The organism is Levilactobacillus yonginensis (assembly GCF_964065165.1).
Lineage (GTDB): Bacteria > Bacillota > Bacilli > Lactobacillales > Lactobacillaceae > Levilactobacillus > Levilactobacillus yonginensis_A.
The window spans coordinates 1,606,730-1,621,839 of the sequence record NZ_OZ061549.1 but is presented as its reverse complement, the minus strand read 5'-3'; the positions used below and the strand labels follow the sequence as shown (position 1 = coordinate 1,621,839).

At 46.7% G+C, this 15,110-nt stretch carries 17 protein-coding genes and 1 riboswitch; of the genes, 3 read left to right on the top strand and 14 right to left on the bottom strand.

Annotated elements, in window-relative coordinates; all coding sequences use genetic code 11:
• Nucleotides 1-169: 169 nt before the first annotated feature.
• The 10 genes from AB3Y94_RS07745 to AB3Y94_RS07700 all read right to left on the bottom strand — a co-directional run bounded on the left by AB3Y94_RS07745 (nt 170) and on the right by AB3Y94_RS07700 (nt 9,005).
• Nucleotides 170-529 carry an MmcQ/YjbR family DNA-binding protein gene (locus AB3Y94_RS07745; protein WP_367295715.1) on the bottom strand — a complete coding sequence of 120 codons (360 nt, stop codon included), beginning with the start codon at nt 527-529 and terminating at the stop codon, nt 170-172.
• Between the two features lie 271 nt (nt 530-800).
• On the bottom strand, nt 801-1,643 hold the full coding sequence (locus AB3Y94_RS07740; protein ID WP_125691706.1) for an SPFH domain-containing protein: 843 nt from the start codon (nt 1,641-1,643) through the stop codon (nt 801-803).
• Between the two features lie 11 nt (nt 1,644-1,654).
• Entirely contained in the window at nt 1,655-1,984 is a 330-nt protein-coding gene (locus tag AB3Y94_RS07735) for a toxin-antitoxin system HicB family antitoxin (RefSeq protein WP_125680802.1), read from the bottom strand.
• Nucleotides 1,985-2,135: 151 nt separating this feature from the next.
• Nucleotides 2,136-3,260 carry an NAD(P)-dependent alcohol dehydrogenase gene (locus tag AB3Y94_RS07730; protein WP_367295714.1) on the bottom strand — a complete coding sequence of 375 codons (1,125 nt, stop codon included), beginning with the start codon at nt 3,258-3,260 and terminating at the stop codon, nt 2,136-2,138.
• 240 nt (nt 3,261-3,500) lie between these two features.
• Nucleotides 3,501-4,976 carry an aldehyde dehydrogenase gene (gene aldA / locus AB3Y94_RS07725; RefSeq protein WP_367295713.1) on the bottom strand — a complete coding sequence of 492 codons (1,476 nt, stop codon included), beginning with the start codon at nt 4,974-4,976 and terminating at the stop codon, nt 3,501-3,503.
• Between the two features lie 426 nt (nt 4,977-5,402).
• A complete protein-coding gene (locus AB3Y94_RS07720) occupies nt 5,403-6,185 on the bottom strand; it encodes an SDR family NAD(P)-dependent oxidoreductase (RefSeq protein ID WP_367295712.1) in 783 nt (260 codons plus the stop codon).
• An 18-nt stretch (nt 6,186-6,203) separates the two neighbouring features.
• A complete protein-coding gene (locus AB3Y94_RS07715; protein ID WP_367295711.1) occupies nt 6,204-6,527 on the bottom strand; it encodes a multidrug efflux SMR transporter in 324 nt (107 codons plus the stop codon).
• Nucleotides 6,528-6,698: 171 nt separating this feature from the next.
• A complete protein-coding gene (locus AB3Y94_RS07710; RefSeq protein WP_367295710.1) occupies nt 6,699-7,376 on the bottom strand; it encodes an N-acetylmuramoyl-L-alanine amidase in 678 nt (225 codons plus the stop codon).
• 399 nt (nt 7,377-7,775) lie between these two features.
• Nucleotides 7,776-8,282, bottom strand: a complete 507-nt coding sequence (locus AB3Y94_RS07705; RefSeq protein ID WP_367295709.1) for a DUF2798 domain-containing protein — start codon at nt 8,280-8,282, stop codon at nt 7,776-7,778.
• A 177-nt stretch (nt 8,283-8,459) separates the two neighbouring features.
• Nucleotides 8,460-9,005: a DUF1097 domain-containing protein gene (locus AB3Y94_RS07700; RefSeq protein ID WP_367295708.1), complete on the bottom strand. Its 546-nt coding sequence runs from the start codon at nt 9,003-9,005 to the stop codon at nt 8,460-8,462.
• A 362-nt stretch (nt 9,006-9,367) separates the two neighbouring features.
• On the opposite strand from AB3Y94_RS07700, the gene AB3Y94_RS07695 reads away from it, so the two are divergent.
• Nucleotides 9,368-10,774, top strand: coding sequence for a tyrosine-protein phosphatase (locus tag AB3Y94_RS07695; RefSeq protein WP_367295707.1), 1,407 nt, complete (start codon nt 9,368-9,370; stop codon nt 10,772-10,774).
• A gap of 432 nt (nt 10,775-11,206) precedes the next feature.
• Here the strand turns inward: AB3Y94_RS07695 and AB3Y94_RS07690 are convergent, their stop codons facing one another.
• From AB3Y94_RS07690 to AB3Y94_RS07680, 3 genes are all read right to left on the bottom strand, one after another.
• Nucleotides 11,207-11,347 (bottom strand): hypothetical protein, encoded by a 141-nt coding sequence (locus AB3Y94_RS07690; RefSeq protein WP_367295706.1) that lies wholly within the window; start codon nt 11,345-11,347, stop codon nt 11,207-11,209.
• 52 nt (nt 11,348-11,399) lie between these two features.
• Complete coding sequence (locus tag AB3Y94_RS07685; protein ID WP_367295705.1) at nt 11,400-11,834, bottom strand: hypothetical protein; 435 nt, start codon at nt 11,832-11,834, stop codon at nt 11,400-11,402.
• A 66-nt stretch (nt 11,835-11,900) separates the two neighbouring features.
• Nucleotides 11,901-12,206 carry a hypothetical protein gene (locus AB3Y94_RS07680; protein WP_367295704.1) on the bottom strand — a complete coding sequence of 102 codons (306 nt, stop codon included), beginning with the start codon at nt 12,204-12,206 and terminating at the stop codon, nt 11,901-11,903.
• Nucleotides 12,207-12,322: 116 nt separating this feature from the next.
• A riboswitch (TPP riboswitch) is annotated at nt 12,323-12,420 on the top strand.
• Between the two features lie 77 nt (nt 12,421-12,497).
• On the opposite strand from AB3Y94_RS07680, the gene thiW reads away from it, so the two are divergent.
• Nucleotides 12,498-13,007, top strand: a complete 510-nt coding sequence (thiW, locus tag AB3Y94_RS07675) for an energy coupling factor transporter S component ThiW (protein WP_125680824.1) — start codon at nt 12,498-12,500, stop codon at nt 13,005-13,007.
• A gap of 39 nt (nt 13,008-13,046) precedes the next feature.
• On the opposite strand, the gene AB3Y94_RS07670 is transcribed toward thiW, so the two are convergent.
• Nucleotides 13,047-13,511: a hypothetical protein gene (locus tag AB3Y94_RS07670; RefSeq protein WP_367295703.1), complete on the bottom strand. Its 465-nt coding sequence runs from the start codon at nt 13,509-13,511 to the stop codon at nt 13,047-13,049.
• Between the two features lie 120 nt (nt 13,512-13,631).
• Here AB3Y94_RS07670 and AB3Y94_RS07665 point away from each other — a divergent pair, with 120 nt between their 5' ends.
• Nucleotides 13,632-14,816, top strand: coding sequence for an MFS transporter (locus AB3Y94_RS07665; RefSeq protein WP_367295702.1), 1,185 nt, complete (start codon nt 13,632-13,634; stop codon nt 14,814-14,816).
• Nucleotides 14,817-15,110: the final 294 nt, after the last annotated feature.

The window sequence follows — 15,110 nt, the reverse complement described above, 5'->3', positions numbered from 1 at the left end:
TCGGCCGTACTCTCAGCAACGACGACTCTCTTTACGTGCACGATAATCTTGATCTCCACTTCAATGGTTTGTTTCGGACGATTTATTGAATTGAGGCTAGTGTACCCCTGAAAAAAAGAGGTGTCAACTACCAAGTTTAAAAAGGTTGAATTTTATTAATTATTAATAATCATTTATTAGTAACAAACTCGTAACTGCCATCGAGTAGTTGGAAGAGACTGTGGGCGTCGGTAGTTTGATTCAAAATGATGCTGATCCAGTGTTCCTTATTCATGTGGTAGCCAGCTAAGTAGCCCGGTTTGTCACGGAGAATACTGGCCAGTTCGGGATCAACTTTTACGTCGAGAATCTCGAGTTCTGTGGTCCCCGTGAGTCCCAATTTATTCTGAGGAACGTTCATGACCAGACCGAACCACTTTCCTTGTCGATTTTTGAGGGCGGCATATTTGGGAAAATCTTTGAACATATAGACGGGAGTGACCCCAAAGTTATCTTCGATGTAAGTGAAAATATCTCGTCGTGTGACCATGTATAGAACCTCCTATGAATAGCTTTAACTACCCGTAGTGTACGGCTAATCACTGGGGGATTCAATGAGGTTGGCGACGGCTGATGGGGTGAACCGGTTGTGCTAGCTATTGCTAACAGTTTTGAGCATACTGGGGAAACCAACTGACGAGATTCCGGTTTACTGGTTGCTAGAAACTATGTGGGAACAACTGTGGGCTAACTGCTAACCGTGCAACAAAAAGCGTGCAGGGTTTCCCATTACAGGTAACGCTGCACGCTCGTTCACTATTTTATTTTTTCGAGGGTTTCGGTGTCTTATCCACGAGGCCACTCTTCAGAGCGGCACCAATGGCGGGGATTTGACCCAGGTCGGCGATGTGATCATTGGGAACAACGACCACGTTGGCAGGGGACTTAGCTAGATCACTGAAGGCAGAAATTGATTGGTTTTCGAAAAATTCCTTTGTGGCGGATTCTAGACTGGAATTGACCGTATCAATCCGATATTTTTCGGCATCAGCCCGGGTTCTGGTGGCCGTGGCTTCTGCGGTGGCCGTGGCCATGAGGGCGTCGTTCTTGGCCTTAGTGGTCAGTTCGATGGACTTGGCTTCCCCCTCAGCCTTGGCAATGGCGGCCACCCGTTCACGGTCGGCTGTTAATTGCTTGTCCATCGCGGACTGGATGGCCTTAGAAGGCGTTAATTCGTCAATGTTGGTCCGATCGACGTTGATGCCGTATGTGTCGGTCAGATCACCAATGGCCGTGGCTAATTCCTGATTGATCTTGGCAGTTGACCCCAAAGCTTCGTTCAACTCCATGCGACCGATAATGTCTCGTAAGTGGCCGCGGACCAGTTGGGCCATGGATTCGACGGAGTCGGTGTTCTCATATTGGTATTTCACGGAATTAGTGACGTGATAGTTCAACGTCAGGCTAGCGGAGACATCCGCGTTATCCTTGGTGATTACGGAATAGTTGGGGAGAGCCAGTGGTGTCATGGCCAGATTGACCGTCCGAATCTTCTGGATACCAGGAATGTAGAAATGAATTCCTGAAGTGACACTGTGCTTGTATTTCCCTAACGTTTCAACTAAACCTTCATTATTTTGACGAACAATTCGAATCCCAAGCATACTAATTCCCCCTAGATTTTTTTAAGCGTTAAGATGTTACCGTTACTTTCGGTAATGGTATAACTAGCCGTTCGGTCTGGTTTTTCTGGCGCCTCGAGTAGGTAGCGATAGTAAATTCCCGCTACTAAGACTAAGCCAGATTTGGCATCTAGTTCCTTGCCAGATAATGAGCGACCAATGAGCTGGCGTTGCTCCCAAGTCCCGTGTGGTGCTGCCCGGGAGAGCAATTGAACGATGTAGGCGTTGATGCTCCGACCATCGGCGTCCGCTGCCAGTGATAAACGTTGAAAGAGATCTTCATCCATACGTAATAGAAACCGCTTTTGTTTTTCCTTAGCCATAATAACGCCCTCCCTTATGATAGCCTAATGATATCATTTTGATATTGTAATAGCAATTGCTAAACGGTTGTGGGGAAGGCTGGTTCGTAGACAGAAAAAACCGGTGAATCCGTCTCTCGTACGGATTCGCCGGTTCGATTAAAACTGTGCTTTATTTGCCAGGAACGTAGCTGTCATCAATGACCAGAACGGGCTTGATGGTCTTCCCAGAAACGGAGTCAGCATTGGCTTCGTTGATTTGACTGAACTTGTAGAACTTTTCAGTCTTATCGAAATCAAATTGGCCCAACTTGTAGAATTCAATCAGACGAGGAATATCAACTTGAGGAATTGAGTCACCCATGTTGACCCCAACAACCTTCTTGTCGTTGACACAGAGGTCGTTCCAAGTATCCAGGTCGATGTGGTGGTTCGTCACAGCGATTGCGGCGGAAGTCCCACCTTGTGCTAAGGCACTGATGGAGTTACTGATAACAGCAGCAACCCCAGTGGTATCAACAGCGTAGTTGACACCATAGCCACCAGTCAAGTCTTGGACGGCTTTGACAACGTCATCAACCTTGCTGCTGTTGATAACATCAGTTGCGCCGAGTTCCTTAGCTAATTTCAAACGGGAGTCCACGATATCAATGGCAATGACCTTGGTGCAACCAGAGATCCGACCGGCCATCATAGCAGCCAATCCAACGGCACCAGTCCCGAAGACGGCAATTGTGTCACCAGGCTTTGGCTTCAACGTGTTCAGAACAGTTCCTGAACCAGTAACGTAGCCACAACCTAGAGGCCCGAGTTTCCGCAGGTCCAAATCCTTGTCGACCTTAACGGCGTTCCGTTCACGAACGACCGTAGTTGAAGTGAAGGAACTTTGGTCGAACATGTCGGCAACGTTATGGCCAGCTTCAGTGAAGTGGGCGCTCCCATCTGGACGAACACCAGATAGGTTGTTTGCAGCGTAGTTTTCACATTGGGTTGGAATACCCTTCAGACAGCTCTTGCAATTACCACAACCGTAGAAGCTCAAGACGACATGGTCGCCTGGCTTGAATTGGGTAACTTCTGGACCAACCTTTTCAACGATCCCGGAGCCTTCGTGACCTAACACGATAGGGTAGTCGATAACCGCAACCCCAGTCCGTAAGGCTTCGTCGGAGTGGCAGATCCCACTGGCAACCATGTGGACCTGAATGTCGTCAGGACCCATGTCAGCTAGTTCAACGTCATCACGAATATCAAAATCAGCATTTTGCTTATCAACAACTGCAGCTTGAATCTTCATAATTGGCACCTCGTTTTATTAGATATGTGTTTGTTTTTACAATGTTCATTATCACACAATGAGATTAAAAAGCAAGCGCTTTCATAACTCGTTTCATACCAAGCAACTACGCAAAAGCCAGGTATAACAACCGTTTCTGATGATTAGAATTGTATTAGAAAACTTTGAAATAGCTGTTTGATCAGTCACGTTCATAGAAAAACGATAATCCGAAAGCGGCTTATCGTTTTTCAACGGGTATTAACCTTGGGCTTTCTCTGGGTGACCTTGCAGATAGATGACGTGAGTGTTCAGGAATTCTTCGATCCCGTGCTTCCCGTCATCACCACCAATGCCAGATTCTTTCCAGCCGGAGTGGGAGCCATTCATGGCTTCAAAGTTGAACCGGTTGATGTAGGTTTCACCATCTTCTAGTTCACGAGAAGCCCGCATAGCGTTGTCGATGTTTTCGGTGAAGATGGAGGAGGTCAGACCAAAGTCACTGTCGTTGGCCATTTCAATGGCGTCATCCAGCGTCTTGAAGGTTAAGACTGGCAGAACGGGGCCAAAAATTTCATCTTGGACGATTTCAGAGTCTTGCTTAACACCACTGATAACCGTTGGTTCAAAGTAGAAGCCCTTGGCAATCTTGACTACGTGGCCACCAGTTTCTAGTTTGCCGCCGGCCGCAACAGCTCGATCAACCATGCCAGATACTTTGTCCAGTGCAGCTTGGTTAATCAGCGGACCCATGCCAATGTCTTCGTGCGCCATTGGATCGCCAACTGTGACGGCAGCCATTTTCTGAGCCAACTCCTTCGTGAATTTGTCAGCAATGCTTTCCTGAACGTAAACGCGTTCACAGTTGTTGCAAAGTTGTCCGTTGTTATCGACCCGAGAATCAATGATGGATTGTACGGCCAAATCGATGTCGGCATCCTTGCAGACAATGGCAGGAGCCTTGCCACCGAGTTCCAGAGAAACTTTGGCCATGTGGGTAGCTGCCGCTGCCATGACCCGCTTTCCGGAGTTCACGGAACCAGTCAAACTAATGATACCGATCTTCTTGTTCTTGGAAAGTTCATCACCAATGACGGCTCCGGGACCGGTAACGATGTTAACAACGCCTTTAGGAATACCAACCTTTTCACAGATTTTACCAAATTCCAAGCCCAAGTTTGGTGTGTCGGAACTAGGCTTCATCACAATGGTATTCCCAGTTACCAAGGCCGGACCCATCTTCCGCGCAATCAGGAAGAATGGGAAGTTCCAAGGCAAGATACCAGCAGCGACGCCAATTGGCTGTTTGTCGATCATGATATTTTCGTTAGCGTTGTCAGATTGTAGAATTTCACCTTCGTAGGTCCGTGAAGCACTGGCCATATAGTCGAAGTAGTCAGCTGAGAAGAGAATTTCAGTGGTGGCTAAAGACTTGATTTTGCCTTGTTCTTCTTGGAGCATTTCAATCAGGTGATCGGCTTCCTGCCGAATTTCTGTGGCAACGTCGTGTAAGTATTGGCCACGCGTTGCAGCAGGAACCTTCTTCCAGGACTTCTGAGCTTCGTAAGCGGCATCAATTGCTGCACGCGTTTCCTCTAATGTTGCACTGGGAACTGTTGAAATTGGTGCGCCAGTAGCGGGGTTGATCACGGTAATGAGATTGCCAGATGAAGAATCCTTGAATTCACCATTGATGTACATTTGATAGTGCTTTAAAGCAACAGAATTTTGAGCCATAGTAGATCGTCCTTTCCCCAAATCAATAGACAGACTAACTTGATCCATAATACGTCGTTGAATGACATTTATGAATGATATAGTTAACACTAGCTAACCATTTATAGGTGCTTAAATTAGTGCAATGTTAACGATTGAGCAATCAATGGTGCTAATGTATTGCTGGTATATCCGATTACTCGCCTACGTTATAACGCATTAACGAAAAGAATGCAAAGTGGTTCACAAGATTAAATGCGCCTAAAAATTCATGAGCAACTAACAATCTTACTGCGCGTAGCGGTCGAAAATTTGATAATAAACTTGTTAAACTCAATGAAGAAAATCAGTGGTTAAGTGCCTACTTGGGGCTGTCAATTCTTGATTTTTCAAAGGTTACTGGTATTAAAAAAAGACTGAACCAACGAGGATTCAGTCTCATAGTAATCATTTTTGTAAAAAATTTGGATGCTTGCGTAGAAAATCTGCGGCACCGGGATGGTCTTTTAAAAATGCTTGAAGTTTGGTCGGTTCATTAACTAATGCCTTTAAGTCGTCAAACTCCGAGGTGGACTGCTCGCCAGCAGGGTAGCGTATTTCACTATGCTGACGCTCGGCAGCGGCTTGAACGTAAGTCTGGGCCACATTCTTAGGAGCCATGGCTTCACTGGTGTCCGAGATTCCCTGGATGGTAATTAAGCCTACGTAAATCCCGGTGCCTGCCAATTCGGCAGCTAAGGACTGGGTGTAACTGCGTAATGCGGCCTTGGTTAGGGATAATGTGGTGGTATCCTTGGTTGGATTCAGAGCAGCCCCGCCACCGGTAATCAGAATGTTACGGGAACTATCCCTTGGGGCTAACGCAATGAACTGGCGCGCTGTGCGGATAGCACCGAGGACGTTCAAATCAAAGGACCGGGCGATTCTTTCCGTCGGCGTAGTTAGCGGATCATCCAACGAAGTGTCGGCTACATTGTAGACGAAGGTTTGGGGAATACCCCAACGTTGCATGATTTGGTTAAACATGGCATTTGTTTGGTTGGCGTCGCCGGCATCAGCGGCCAGCCAATCGGCGGTGATACCGTCATTTCGTAGATCGTCACTCATTTGTTGGAGCCGGTTTTCGTTGCGGGCTACCAGCACGGGATGCTGCCCCTGTTGGCCAAAAGCACGGGCAATGGCTAAGCCAAAGCCAGCACCGGCCCCCAAAATCACTACAGTTTCTGTCATGCATTGTTCCTCCTCCGGTTAATTTCCTGGACCGTACAGGTTGAGGATGACCACACCGGCAACAACTAATGCAATGCCCAACACACTTGCTTGGTTAATTGGTTCATGCCAATAAGTCATGGAAACAAACGTGGTGATGACGATGCCAATCCCGGCCCAGATGGCGTAGGCAACGTTTAGATCAATATTCTTCATTGCTAGTGATAGAAAATAGAAGCATAGGGCGTACGCTCCTAATGCGCCCAGGGCAGGACCGAAGCGAGTGAAGCCAGCTGCTGCCTTGAGTAAGTTTGTTCCAACAAGTTCTCCCATAATTGCAATGCCTAAGTACATGTACGGCATGGTGAACACCCCCTCATGTTTCGTGTGAAACACACCTGTAAGATTTACCCTAACAGTTCACTAACGCTGGGACAATAAAAAACGCTTACAAGTTTAAAAGCTGGTTAACTGATTAAAAAGACGACAGTAGGGGACCGGGGCAAAAGTCCCGGCCCCCTACTAAAGATGGTCCTACTTGATTCGTTCGTTTGTGATGGCTTCGATGTCTGATTTGGCAATCTTGGCCATGTGCTTCTTCAAATGTTTGACGTCGGTTCTATTCGTAATAAAACCAGACTCAACTAGACTGTAATCAATGCCCCGCTTACGCAGAACGTTGCAGTTTCGAAGGTTTGTTCGGAAACTATAGCCGTTATAAGCGCGGTTTAACCCAACGTACTTCTTAATGACTTTGGCCAGACGCTTATCACGAGCCGTCGGGTGCTTCTTGTGAATGATTACGTGGCCCCCGTGACCGGCTGGTGCATCTAAGTGGAACATGATGACGGTCGTCTTCTTGTTAATCTTGTAGGAACCCTTGTGGTGATACAAGGTATCACTCACCAAGTTTTTCTTGGGATTATAGAAAGTGATTTTACTGTTTTTAACTTCCTTAGCATACTTTCTTAACTGTGGTAGCATGTGCTTTCGCAGAAAAGTTGCCTCGGTGGTGCCATTACCGCGAGCCCCGGGATCACCAGCACCGTGGCCCATGACGATCAGGTAATGTTTCTTAGCCTTGGTCTTGGGTTTGGTTTTAGTCGTGGTTGTTTTGGTAGCCGCGTTGGCGGTGGTTGTGGTCGTCGTTGCTAGCGTTAGTGGTAACAGTAACATGAGCCCCGCAACGAGACCGAAAGTCCATTTTTTCATATGTAGATTCGCTCCCTTAAAAAGTGTTAAGGATGATGAGTCTTTAACTGCATTAAGCATACGCTAAATCCGCAAAAACGGGTAGACCTTTTTCTAAATTCGGCGATAATATTTGATTACTACACCATTCAACCAGCCAATTAATTGCCAACGAAGGTTGATTGCAAAATTAAGACGTGGTACTTATTCCTGGTCTGATTTGATTTTAATATGACAGAGATGATTGCGTGTGAATGGATAATGAATCGCTGGTCGGAGTTATAGGTCGGTGGAAATGGCAACTAAAAACGACTATCAGAATTATCTGATAGTCGTTTTTAAGTTGCCTGGCGTGGGACCATTGGCATAGAAAAACGCCGCAGCTATATCTAGATGATAGCTGCGACGTTTAGTTAGGAATTAATTTTTAATAGATTCTGGTTCAGTTGGCGTTTCGGCTGGTGAGGTCCGTTTTTGGACAGCACCTAGGATAGCGCGAGCGATGGGTCCAACGATTAAAAGCTGTAAAGGTAACGCCATGAAGAGGTTGAAGACCCAGGTGTGCAAGTAGGTCAGGAAGAAGTTACCACCAAAGTTTTGGGTAACGACCATCCCGAAGAGCGACATCAGAGTAACCATCCCGGCCACCATCATTACGGAGATGGTGAGGGCGATGCGGATCTGTTTCTTTTTCATGTAATCGTTGATGATAAAGTGGAAAAAGATGTATTTAACACCAGGGCCGATGATGCCCAAGTCGCAGATTGCGGCGACAATTAGGGCCAATGGATAGCCAGTCAGCACTTCACGAATGAAGTGATTTGAAAATCCGTCGGCTAAGGCGATGTTGTAGCCAGCCATGACTAAGACCATGAGGCCAGCCATGACGGCGGTGAAAAGTAGTTCTTCTTTAAAATTTTTTGGCATTGTGTTGCTCCTCGTTTGAATTTCCCACGAGATGCTAGCATACCACGTTTCATTTGACGGCGTAAGGATTATTTTTGAAATTGGGACAATGTTTTCAAGAAAACAGCCGGTATTGACGTTATACGACCATAAATACCGGTCGTGGTGACTGGGTAAGGCAGTCCGAAATGGAAATGACTAGTCTTCTTCGGCGGAATCCGCGGGGGCTTCTTCAGACGTATCCTTTGCTGGAAGAAGCCGTGCCATAATCTGGTTGAAGTAATCTGATGCGTAACCGATCAGAAAAATTCCCAGCAACATAGAGCCGTAGAGTTGGCCCACGAACAGGGCCCAGTGATGGACGGGAACGTTGGTAATGATCAACATGGTCGTTCCCCAGGCAATCAGCCAAGCGGGAACAATCGTGAACTTCATAATCGTTCCTTGCAGGAATAGCACGATGAACGTCAGGAGGCCAAACATGATGGCGCTTGGCCACAGTTCGTCCATTCCTGGTACTTGGAGCAGACGAAAGGCGATTAACCCCCAAGCAATGCCCAAGGCAAAGCTCACCAAGATATTCCAAATCTTATCTTTAGGGAAGCCAGCGCCGAAAAAGTAGGAGACCGCAACGAAAGCGGCGGAGCCCATCCAGAGGGAAAGACTACCCATGACGACACTATAAACGAGAGTGAACAATCCCACCCCAATTGAATCCAACCAGACTTTTCTACTAATTTTCATACAGAATCCCCTTTACTAATCAAACGCTTACACGGTTATTGTAATCAACAGTTTAAAGGATTCAGTTGATGGGCGCAAGGACTTTAGGTAAAACGTTATAACAAATATTTAAAATACTCAGAAATTACTCGATGTTTGGAGGTGTACGCTAGTTTGTCCGCAACTTTTTTAAAAGATTGGCTAATTTGGATTTAGACTAAAGCTAGTGACAACGGTTCCTGTCGGCGGTTGCATAAAGATTATCGTAATGGTCTTTACCAATCGTGTACAGAACGTTTGCAAATACAACACAATCCCTTGCTAATATCAATTCTTGTGATAAGCGCTGAACACTAATAATAACTATAAGCGGGGAGAATATAATGCAAAGCTCAATTGTCAAGACCCTTAGCCTAGCCGGGGTCACACTATCATTAATGGGAGCGGGCGTCCCAAGCGTTGTTGCCGCTGCTGATGCCAATACTGCTGGCCAACCAACGGAACAAACGACACCTAAGCCTGGTGACAAAGACAAGCCAGCTACGGGGACTGATACTGGTAAGCCAGTGACGCCACCGGTTACAACGCCGGCTAAGCCTAAGCCAAAACCAATCAACCCTATTCCAACTGAATCACTGGGTAGGTATTTATTATCCGACCAATCTAAGGAAGCTGACCTTAAGCAACACCTAATTACCTTCCATAAGACTAAAAACACGCGTGACATTGGTGGCTATCAGACGGCCGATGGTAAGTGGCAAATTAAGCCAAACAGCTTGTTACGTTCCGATGCCTTGAGTAACTTGGATGAAGACGATATTAAGCTGTTTACGGACAAGTACCGGGTCAAGCAAGTTGTTGATTTTAGAACGCCTGGTCAAGCTTCAGGCAAGGGGACGGATAAGGTTATTCCTGGTGCCCCCAACATCAATTTATCAGTGCTGGGTGCGCACGCCTACGCTGATGGCCAAGGCGACGGTGCCTTCTACGTTCAACGCTTAGAATTTGGCTACCCAGCGGTTATGGGTTACCGTCAATTCTTGAACATGGTCTTGAAGAATGAAGGCGGCGCGTTCCTGTACCACTGTACTTCAGGGAAAGATCGGACGGGGATTGCGACCGTTCTGTTGATGTCGATCTTTGGGATGGACAAGCAAACGATGGTTAACGATTTCATGCTCTCACAATACACGGGACGGACTGTGAAAATCGAATGGATCTCAGAATACTTCCGTGAAATTGAACAAAACTATGGTTCTCTTCAAAAGTACATCAACGACGTTCTGGGCTTTACGCCAGCCCAACAAGAACAATTGAAGGCGAAATATCTGATTTCAACTGATGGCAAGAATACGCCATACGTGGATAAGACGGCGGTTAAACCAACACCGGCTCCTACTCCAGCACCAACAGCGCCAGTGACGCCGGCTAAGCCAGATAAGCAGCCAGAAACGGCAACGCCAGTTAAGCCAACGCCAGTCAAGCCTATTCATGGTGGCGCAGCTGACAAGCCGGTAAAGGGTAAGAAGGTCAAAATTCTTTCAACCAAGAAGCTGCACACGAAATTTACGTACAAGTTGAAAGCAAATAAAAAATGGTTTAAGGACGCCTTGCTATCTAAAGTCTTTGGCAAGGGTCACACCCCCAAGCACTCTGCTAAGAAATGGCGATTAGCCAAGGTTGAGCGCGTGAAGATCTCAGGTAAGACGTACGCTTACTACCAAGTGAAAGATCACAAGGGGCATACAGCTTGGATCTTGAAGGCACACGTAGTTAAAGTGCATAAATAAATTTTTCCAGACTATCAAGTAGAATAGACAAAAGGGGTTAAGACAAAAGTCTCAATCCCTTTTTGTGTTTCGAACATACATGGTCGATACGTGCGTCAAAAGGCAGTCAACGCCGCTTACCCCCGCTAGATAAACAACCCAGAACTGGAATCATTCGTCTAGCGACGTTAATGCTCATTGATTAACCGTCTTTTGTCTCACTCTCGTGTGTGTTGGTTTAAAGTGCTTGATGTTAACGTTTAAAAATCATCGCGCCGTAATTCTCGTTTCCGGTGTAGTTGCCGCGTAGGTTAAAGAAATGCTTCTGGATAATATCAAACTTCTGCTTATTTTGAATTTTAATCTTAACTAGCTTGGAGCCCTTATTGGACTTTTTCCAGTTGAAGTGCAGGCGACCGTAGTAGATGGTTTTGCTGTGTTTCTTCAGACCAGTTAAGCGCCAGTGGTAGGTGTGACCCACAATTCTAATTTTAAGTTTATTCCCCTTAAACGTTGTGCGGTCGTTGTTGGGATGGTGGCAAACCCAGTTGTCACCATGGCGGCGGCCATGAATCCAATCAACAATTTTTTCATTGTCACTATGTCCTCCTAATCAGATCATTCAAAAAATGTACATTAATTAGCATTAGCGCATCAACAGGATGTACTGTAATTTGAGCGTCCCAGCTTGTGCGCTACCAGTCAGGTTGGTACGAATGGCATATTCTGAGGCGTTAGCGGCACGCAGCTGTTTTTCTATGGTCCGAACCAGGCCTACTCCCAGTTGCCCCTTACCGGTCGTTTCAATAGACAATTTGCCATGCTGTGGATCAGCTAGCCGATTGAGGTGGTGAACAGTTGGCTGATTGATCAGCGTCAAGTTGTGAGCGTTCAAGTTCTTCAGCTTGAGCGTTTGGATGACATCTTTGACGGTGTAATCAGCGAGGCGGTCATTGCCAGATGAATAATAATTGACCATCATAGCTAGCTGATTATTCAGTGGGTAACCGTCGTGTTGGAGTCGTTGGTAGATAAATCGGTCAAATTGGCCGCGGTCGTTGAAACTTACGGGTGAAGCCAACTTTAGGCCGTCATTCTTGACCGTTTCGCGGTAATAGCTACCGTCTTTTAAGTAGCCCCACCAAACTCAGCCGGTTGCCCGGTGGTTACCGCTAACGACGTAATAGTAGTGGGCAGTTGTGGTACCGTGGCTGAACCAGGCTTCGCGATTGACGTGCCAAGTTGTATGTGGATAGTTACGTAGATTATGTAATTTACGGGTGTGCGTGTTGTTCCAGAGATAGTGTGTGGCTGCATTACGGTTGTGAAAGACCTGCGTGTAAGGTAAGTTATGACTTCTGTTTAACTGATAGCTACTTGCCTTAGCCGTTGTGACGCCACCTAAACAGATGCTGAGAATTCCCAACATCAGGGTCAAACTGAATTTCTTCATACAAATCCCCTCCCAAGTCAGTATACCAGTTTAGCTAACCAATTTAAGGGCGAATTGGTACAGATTATTATGAGTTGCTTCGGCCAGCCAGACCCGGTATAGTTGGGCTTAACTTAAGATGACACTAGGGGTGCCAAGCGGCTGAGATGGCAGATGCCAATCCCTTTGAACCTGTTGAGTTAATGCTCGCGAAGGAAAGTGTGCGGTTGATTGGGGAGAACCCTAGGACCCTCGTTTTGCGGTGAGTAGAACGGGGGTCCTTTTGGGTAAAAAAACTGGGGAGTGAGTTAGATGTCTAAGAAAGTTTATCCCATGACATTAACGGCCATGTTAGTGGCATTAGGCGTGATTGGTGGCAGTTTGTTTTCATTTTCAATTGGGGTTGCTAAGGTAGCACCCATGCAACACTTGATCAATCTAGTATCAGGCGTGTTATTGGGACCGTGGTGGGCCGTTGCACAGGCCTTTCTCACTTCGTTGATTCGTAATCTTATGGGTACGGGAACGGTGCTGGCTTTCCCAGGAAGTATGATTGGGGCCTTTCTCAGCGGCTGGCTCTTTCGGTTGACGGGTAAACTGGTAGCGGGATTATTTGGAGAGATGGTGGGCTCCGGAATCTTAGGGGCCTTGGTGGCTTACCCAGTGGCCGCGTGGTTAATGGGAACGACGGGAGCAGTTTGGCTGTTCCTACCGAGCTTTTTCATGAGTGCAATGGTGGGCGCGTTAGTGGGTTACGTCCTCTTGAAGAGCATGTGGTCGACCGTGATTGCCCCTCAATTGACGAAATTGCGGGGAAAATAAAAAGACGCTCAAAAACAGCGCCTAAGTGATTTCTAGATTCTATTTTAATAACGCATGACTAGTACGAGCGTCATATTTCAAGTGCGTGATCTTACCAGAAACATGCTTGAAATGCTGTCCTGACTTACGTTTTCCGTATTTCTGTAAGGTGAGTTTCTTTCCGTCACGGGTGACTTTGGTGTAAGACCAAGACTTTTCTAGAGTGTCATATGCCCGTAGCCGATAAACGCCGCGGCTCTGGCGATAGACCAGGTGATTGCCCCCATAATCGTGACCACCAAAGTTAGTCATCACGAAGAGCCACTTCTTGGTTAAGATCATAGCATTGGTTGAAACTTCGGTGTCGTGGCCGCTGTGATGGATCCGGTGTTGCGTCCAAGAACCCCTGAGGGCTTTTGGCGTCCCAGTTGTCCACTTTGACTTGGCTTGTGCAGTCGTGGTTCCCCAACCAAGACTGCCAAGTAGACCCGCCGCGATAGCGACACTTGTTACAAACTTATTCATATAAATCCCCTCCGATGGGGACAAGTATAGCAAATGTTTTAGCTGTAAGCCATTTAATCTCAATTTACTGGTTTTCAATTCTTGAAAAAAGTCTTAAACTTTCATCAGGAGGTTTTTCCTGTGAAAGAACAAGCAACGTTGTCACGAAGGACAATTTTACTAATGGCAGTGGTGACGGGGGTCATTGTTGCCAATTTAAACTTTATTCAACCGATTGAAAACCTGATTGCGGCAGATTTTAATTTATCTAAGGCCGTGGTGGGGATGCTGGCCATGGTGACCCAGTTAGGGTATGCGTTTGGTCTGTTACTGATTGTTCCGTTGGGAGACATTTTCAACCGATATCACCTGATTCAGTTTATGATGGGGCTTTCAATTCTATCCTTACTCTTAGCATTTTGGTCGCCGAACGCGGGCATCTTTGCAGTTGCCACCGCTTTAGTGGGAATTACATCGGTCGCCCCACAGATCATCATTCCGTACGCGGGTTACTTAGCACCATCCTTACAACGGGGCAAGGTGTTAGGGATTGTCTTGAGTGGGCTCTTGACCGGAATTCTATTGTCACGGTCGTTTAGCGGACTCCTAGGTAGTGTCATGCCGTGGAAAAATATCTATTTAGTGGCGGCAGCTATTGACTTGGTATTTTTGGCAATCGTTCACTACCAGCTACCACATGATGCTCGGGGCCACCAAAATCTACGGTACTGGCCAGTGATTCGGATGTTGCCTAAGTTATTTGCAACCCAAAAGCCTTTACGTGGAGCCGCCATCAATGGTTTCTGTCTCTTTGGCATGTCCAACGTGCTCTGGTCAACGTTGGCTTTCTACTTAGCGGCTCAGTACCATCTGGGCAGTAACGTTGCCGGGTTGTTGGGTCTACTCGGGGTTGCGGGAGTAATTGCCGCACCGATGATTGGAACACTGGTTGATCAGCGTTCGCCCCGATTGACCGTGGGCCTGGGGATGGTTTTTTCCGGCGTTGCTTTCGGAATCTTTTGGTTGGTTGGTCACTGGTTACTGGGCTTGATCGTCGGAATTGTGTTGCTCGACTTGGGAACGCAGTTTAGCCAGGTTTCTTGCCAAGCAATTGTGCAGTCTTTGAATCGTAAGGAAAGTAGCCGGAATAATTCGGTCTTCATGTTCAGCTACTTTTTGGGTGGTTCGATTGGTACGCTGACGGCAACCTGGGCTTGGAGTCACGCGGGCTGGAATGGTGTCTGTGGCGTTGCCGTGGTCTTCCTGATGTTAGCGGTACTCAGCCACTTGATTATTGATGAGCCTGACAAGTTGGCAACGGATTAGGCGGCCTTGGCTGCCCCGTTCAGCAATTTTAATTTAAAAGAAGTAGAAAGGTTTGGGACAAAAGTCTCAGACCTTTTTTGCGTTCTGAACATGTGTGACAAAAGGTAGTCAACTCCGCTTAACGCCGCTAGATAAACAACCCAAGACCGGGATTATTCGTCTAGCAACGTTAAGACTGGTTGACTAACTGTCCTTTGGCTTACTCTTTTCTTTTGAGTTAAAAGTTGACACAATGTCACTTTCGTGATAATCTCCTCAATAGTGACACGGTGTCACCTGCCTTGAAAGGAGTCT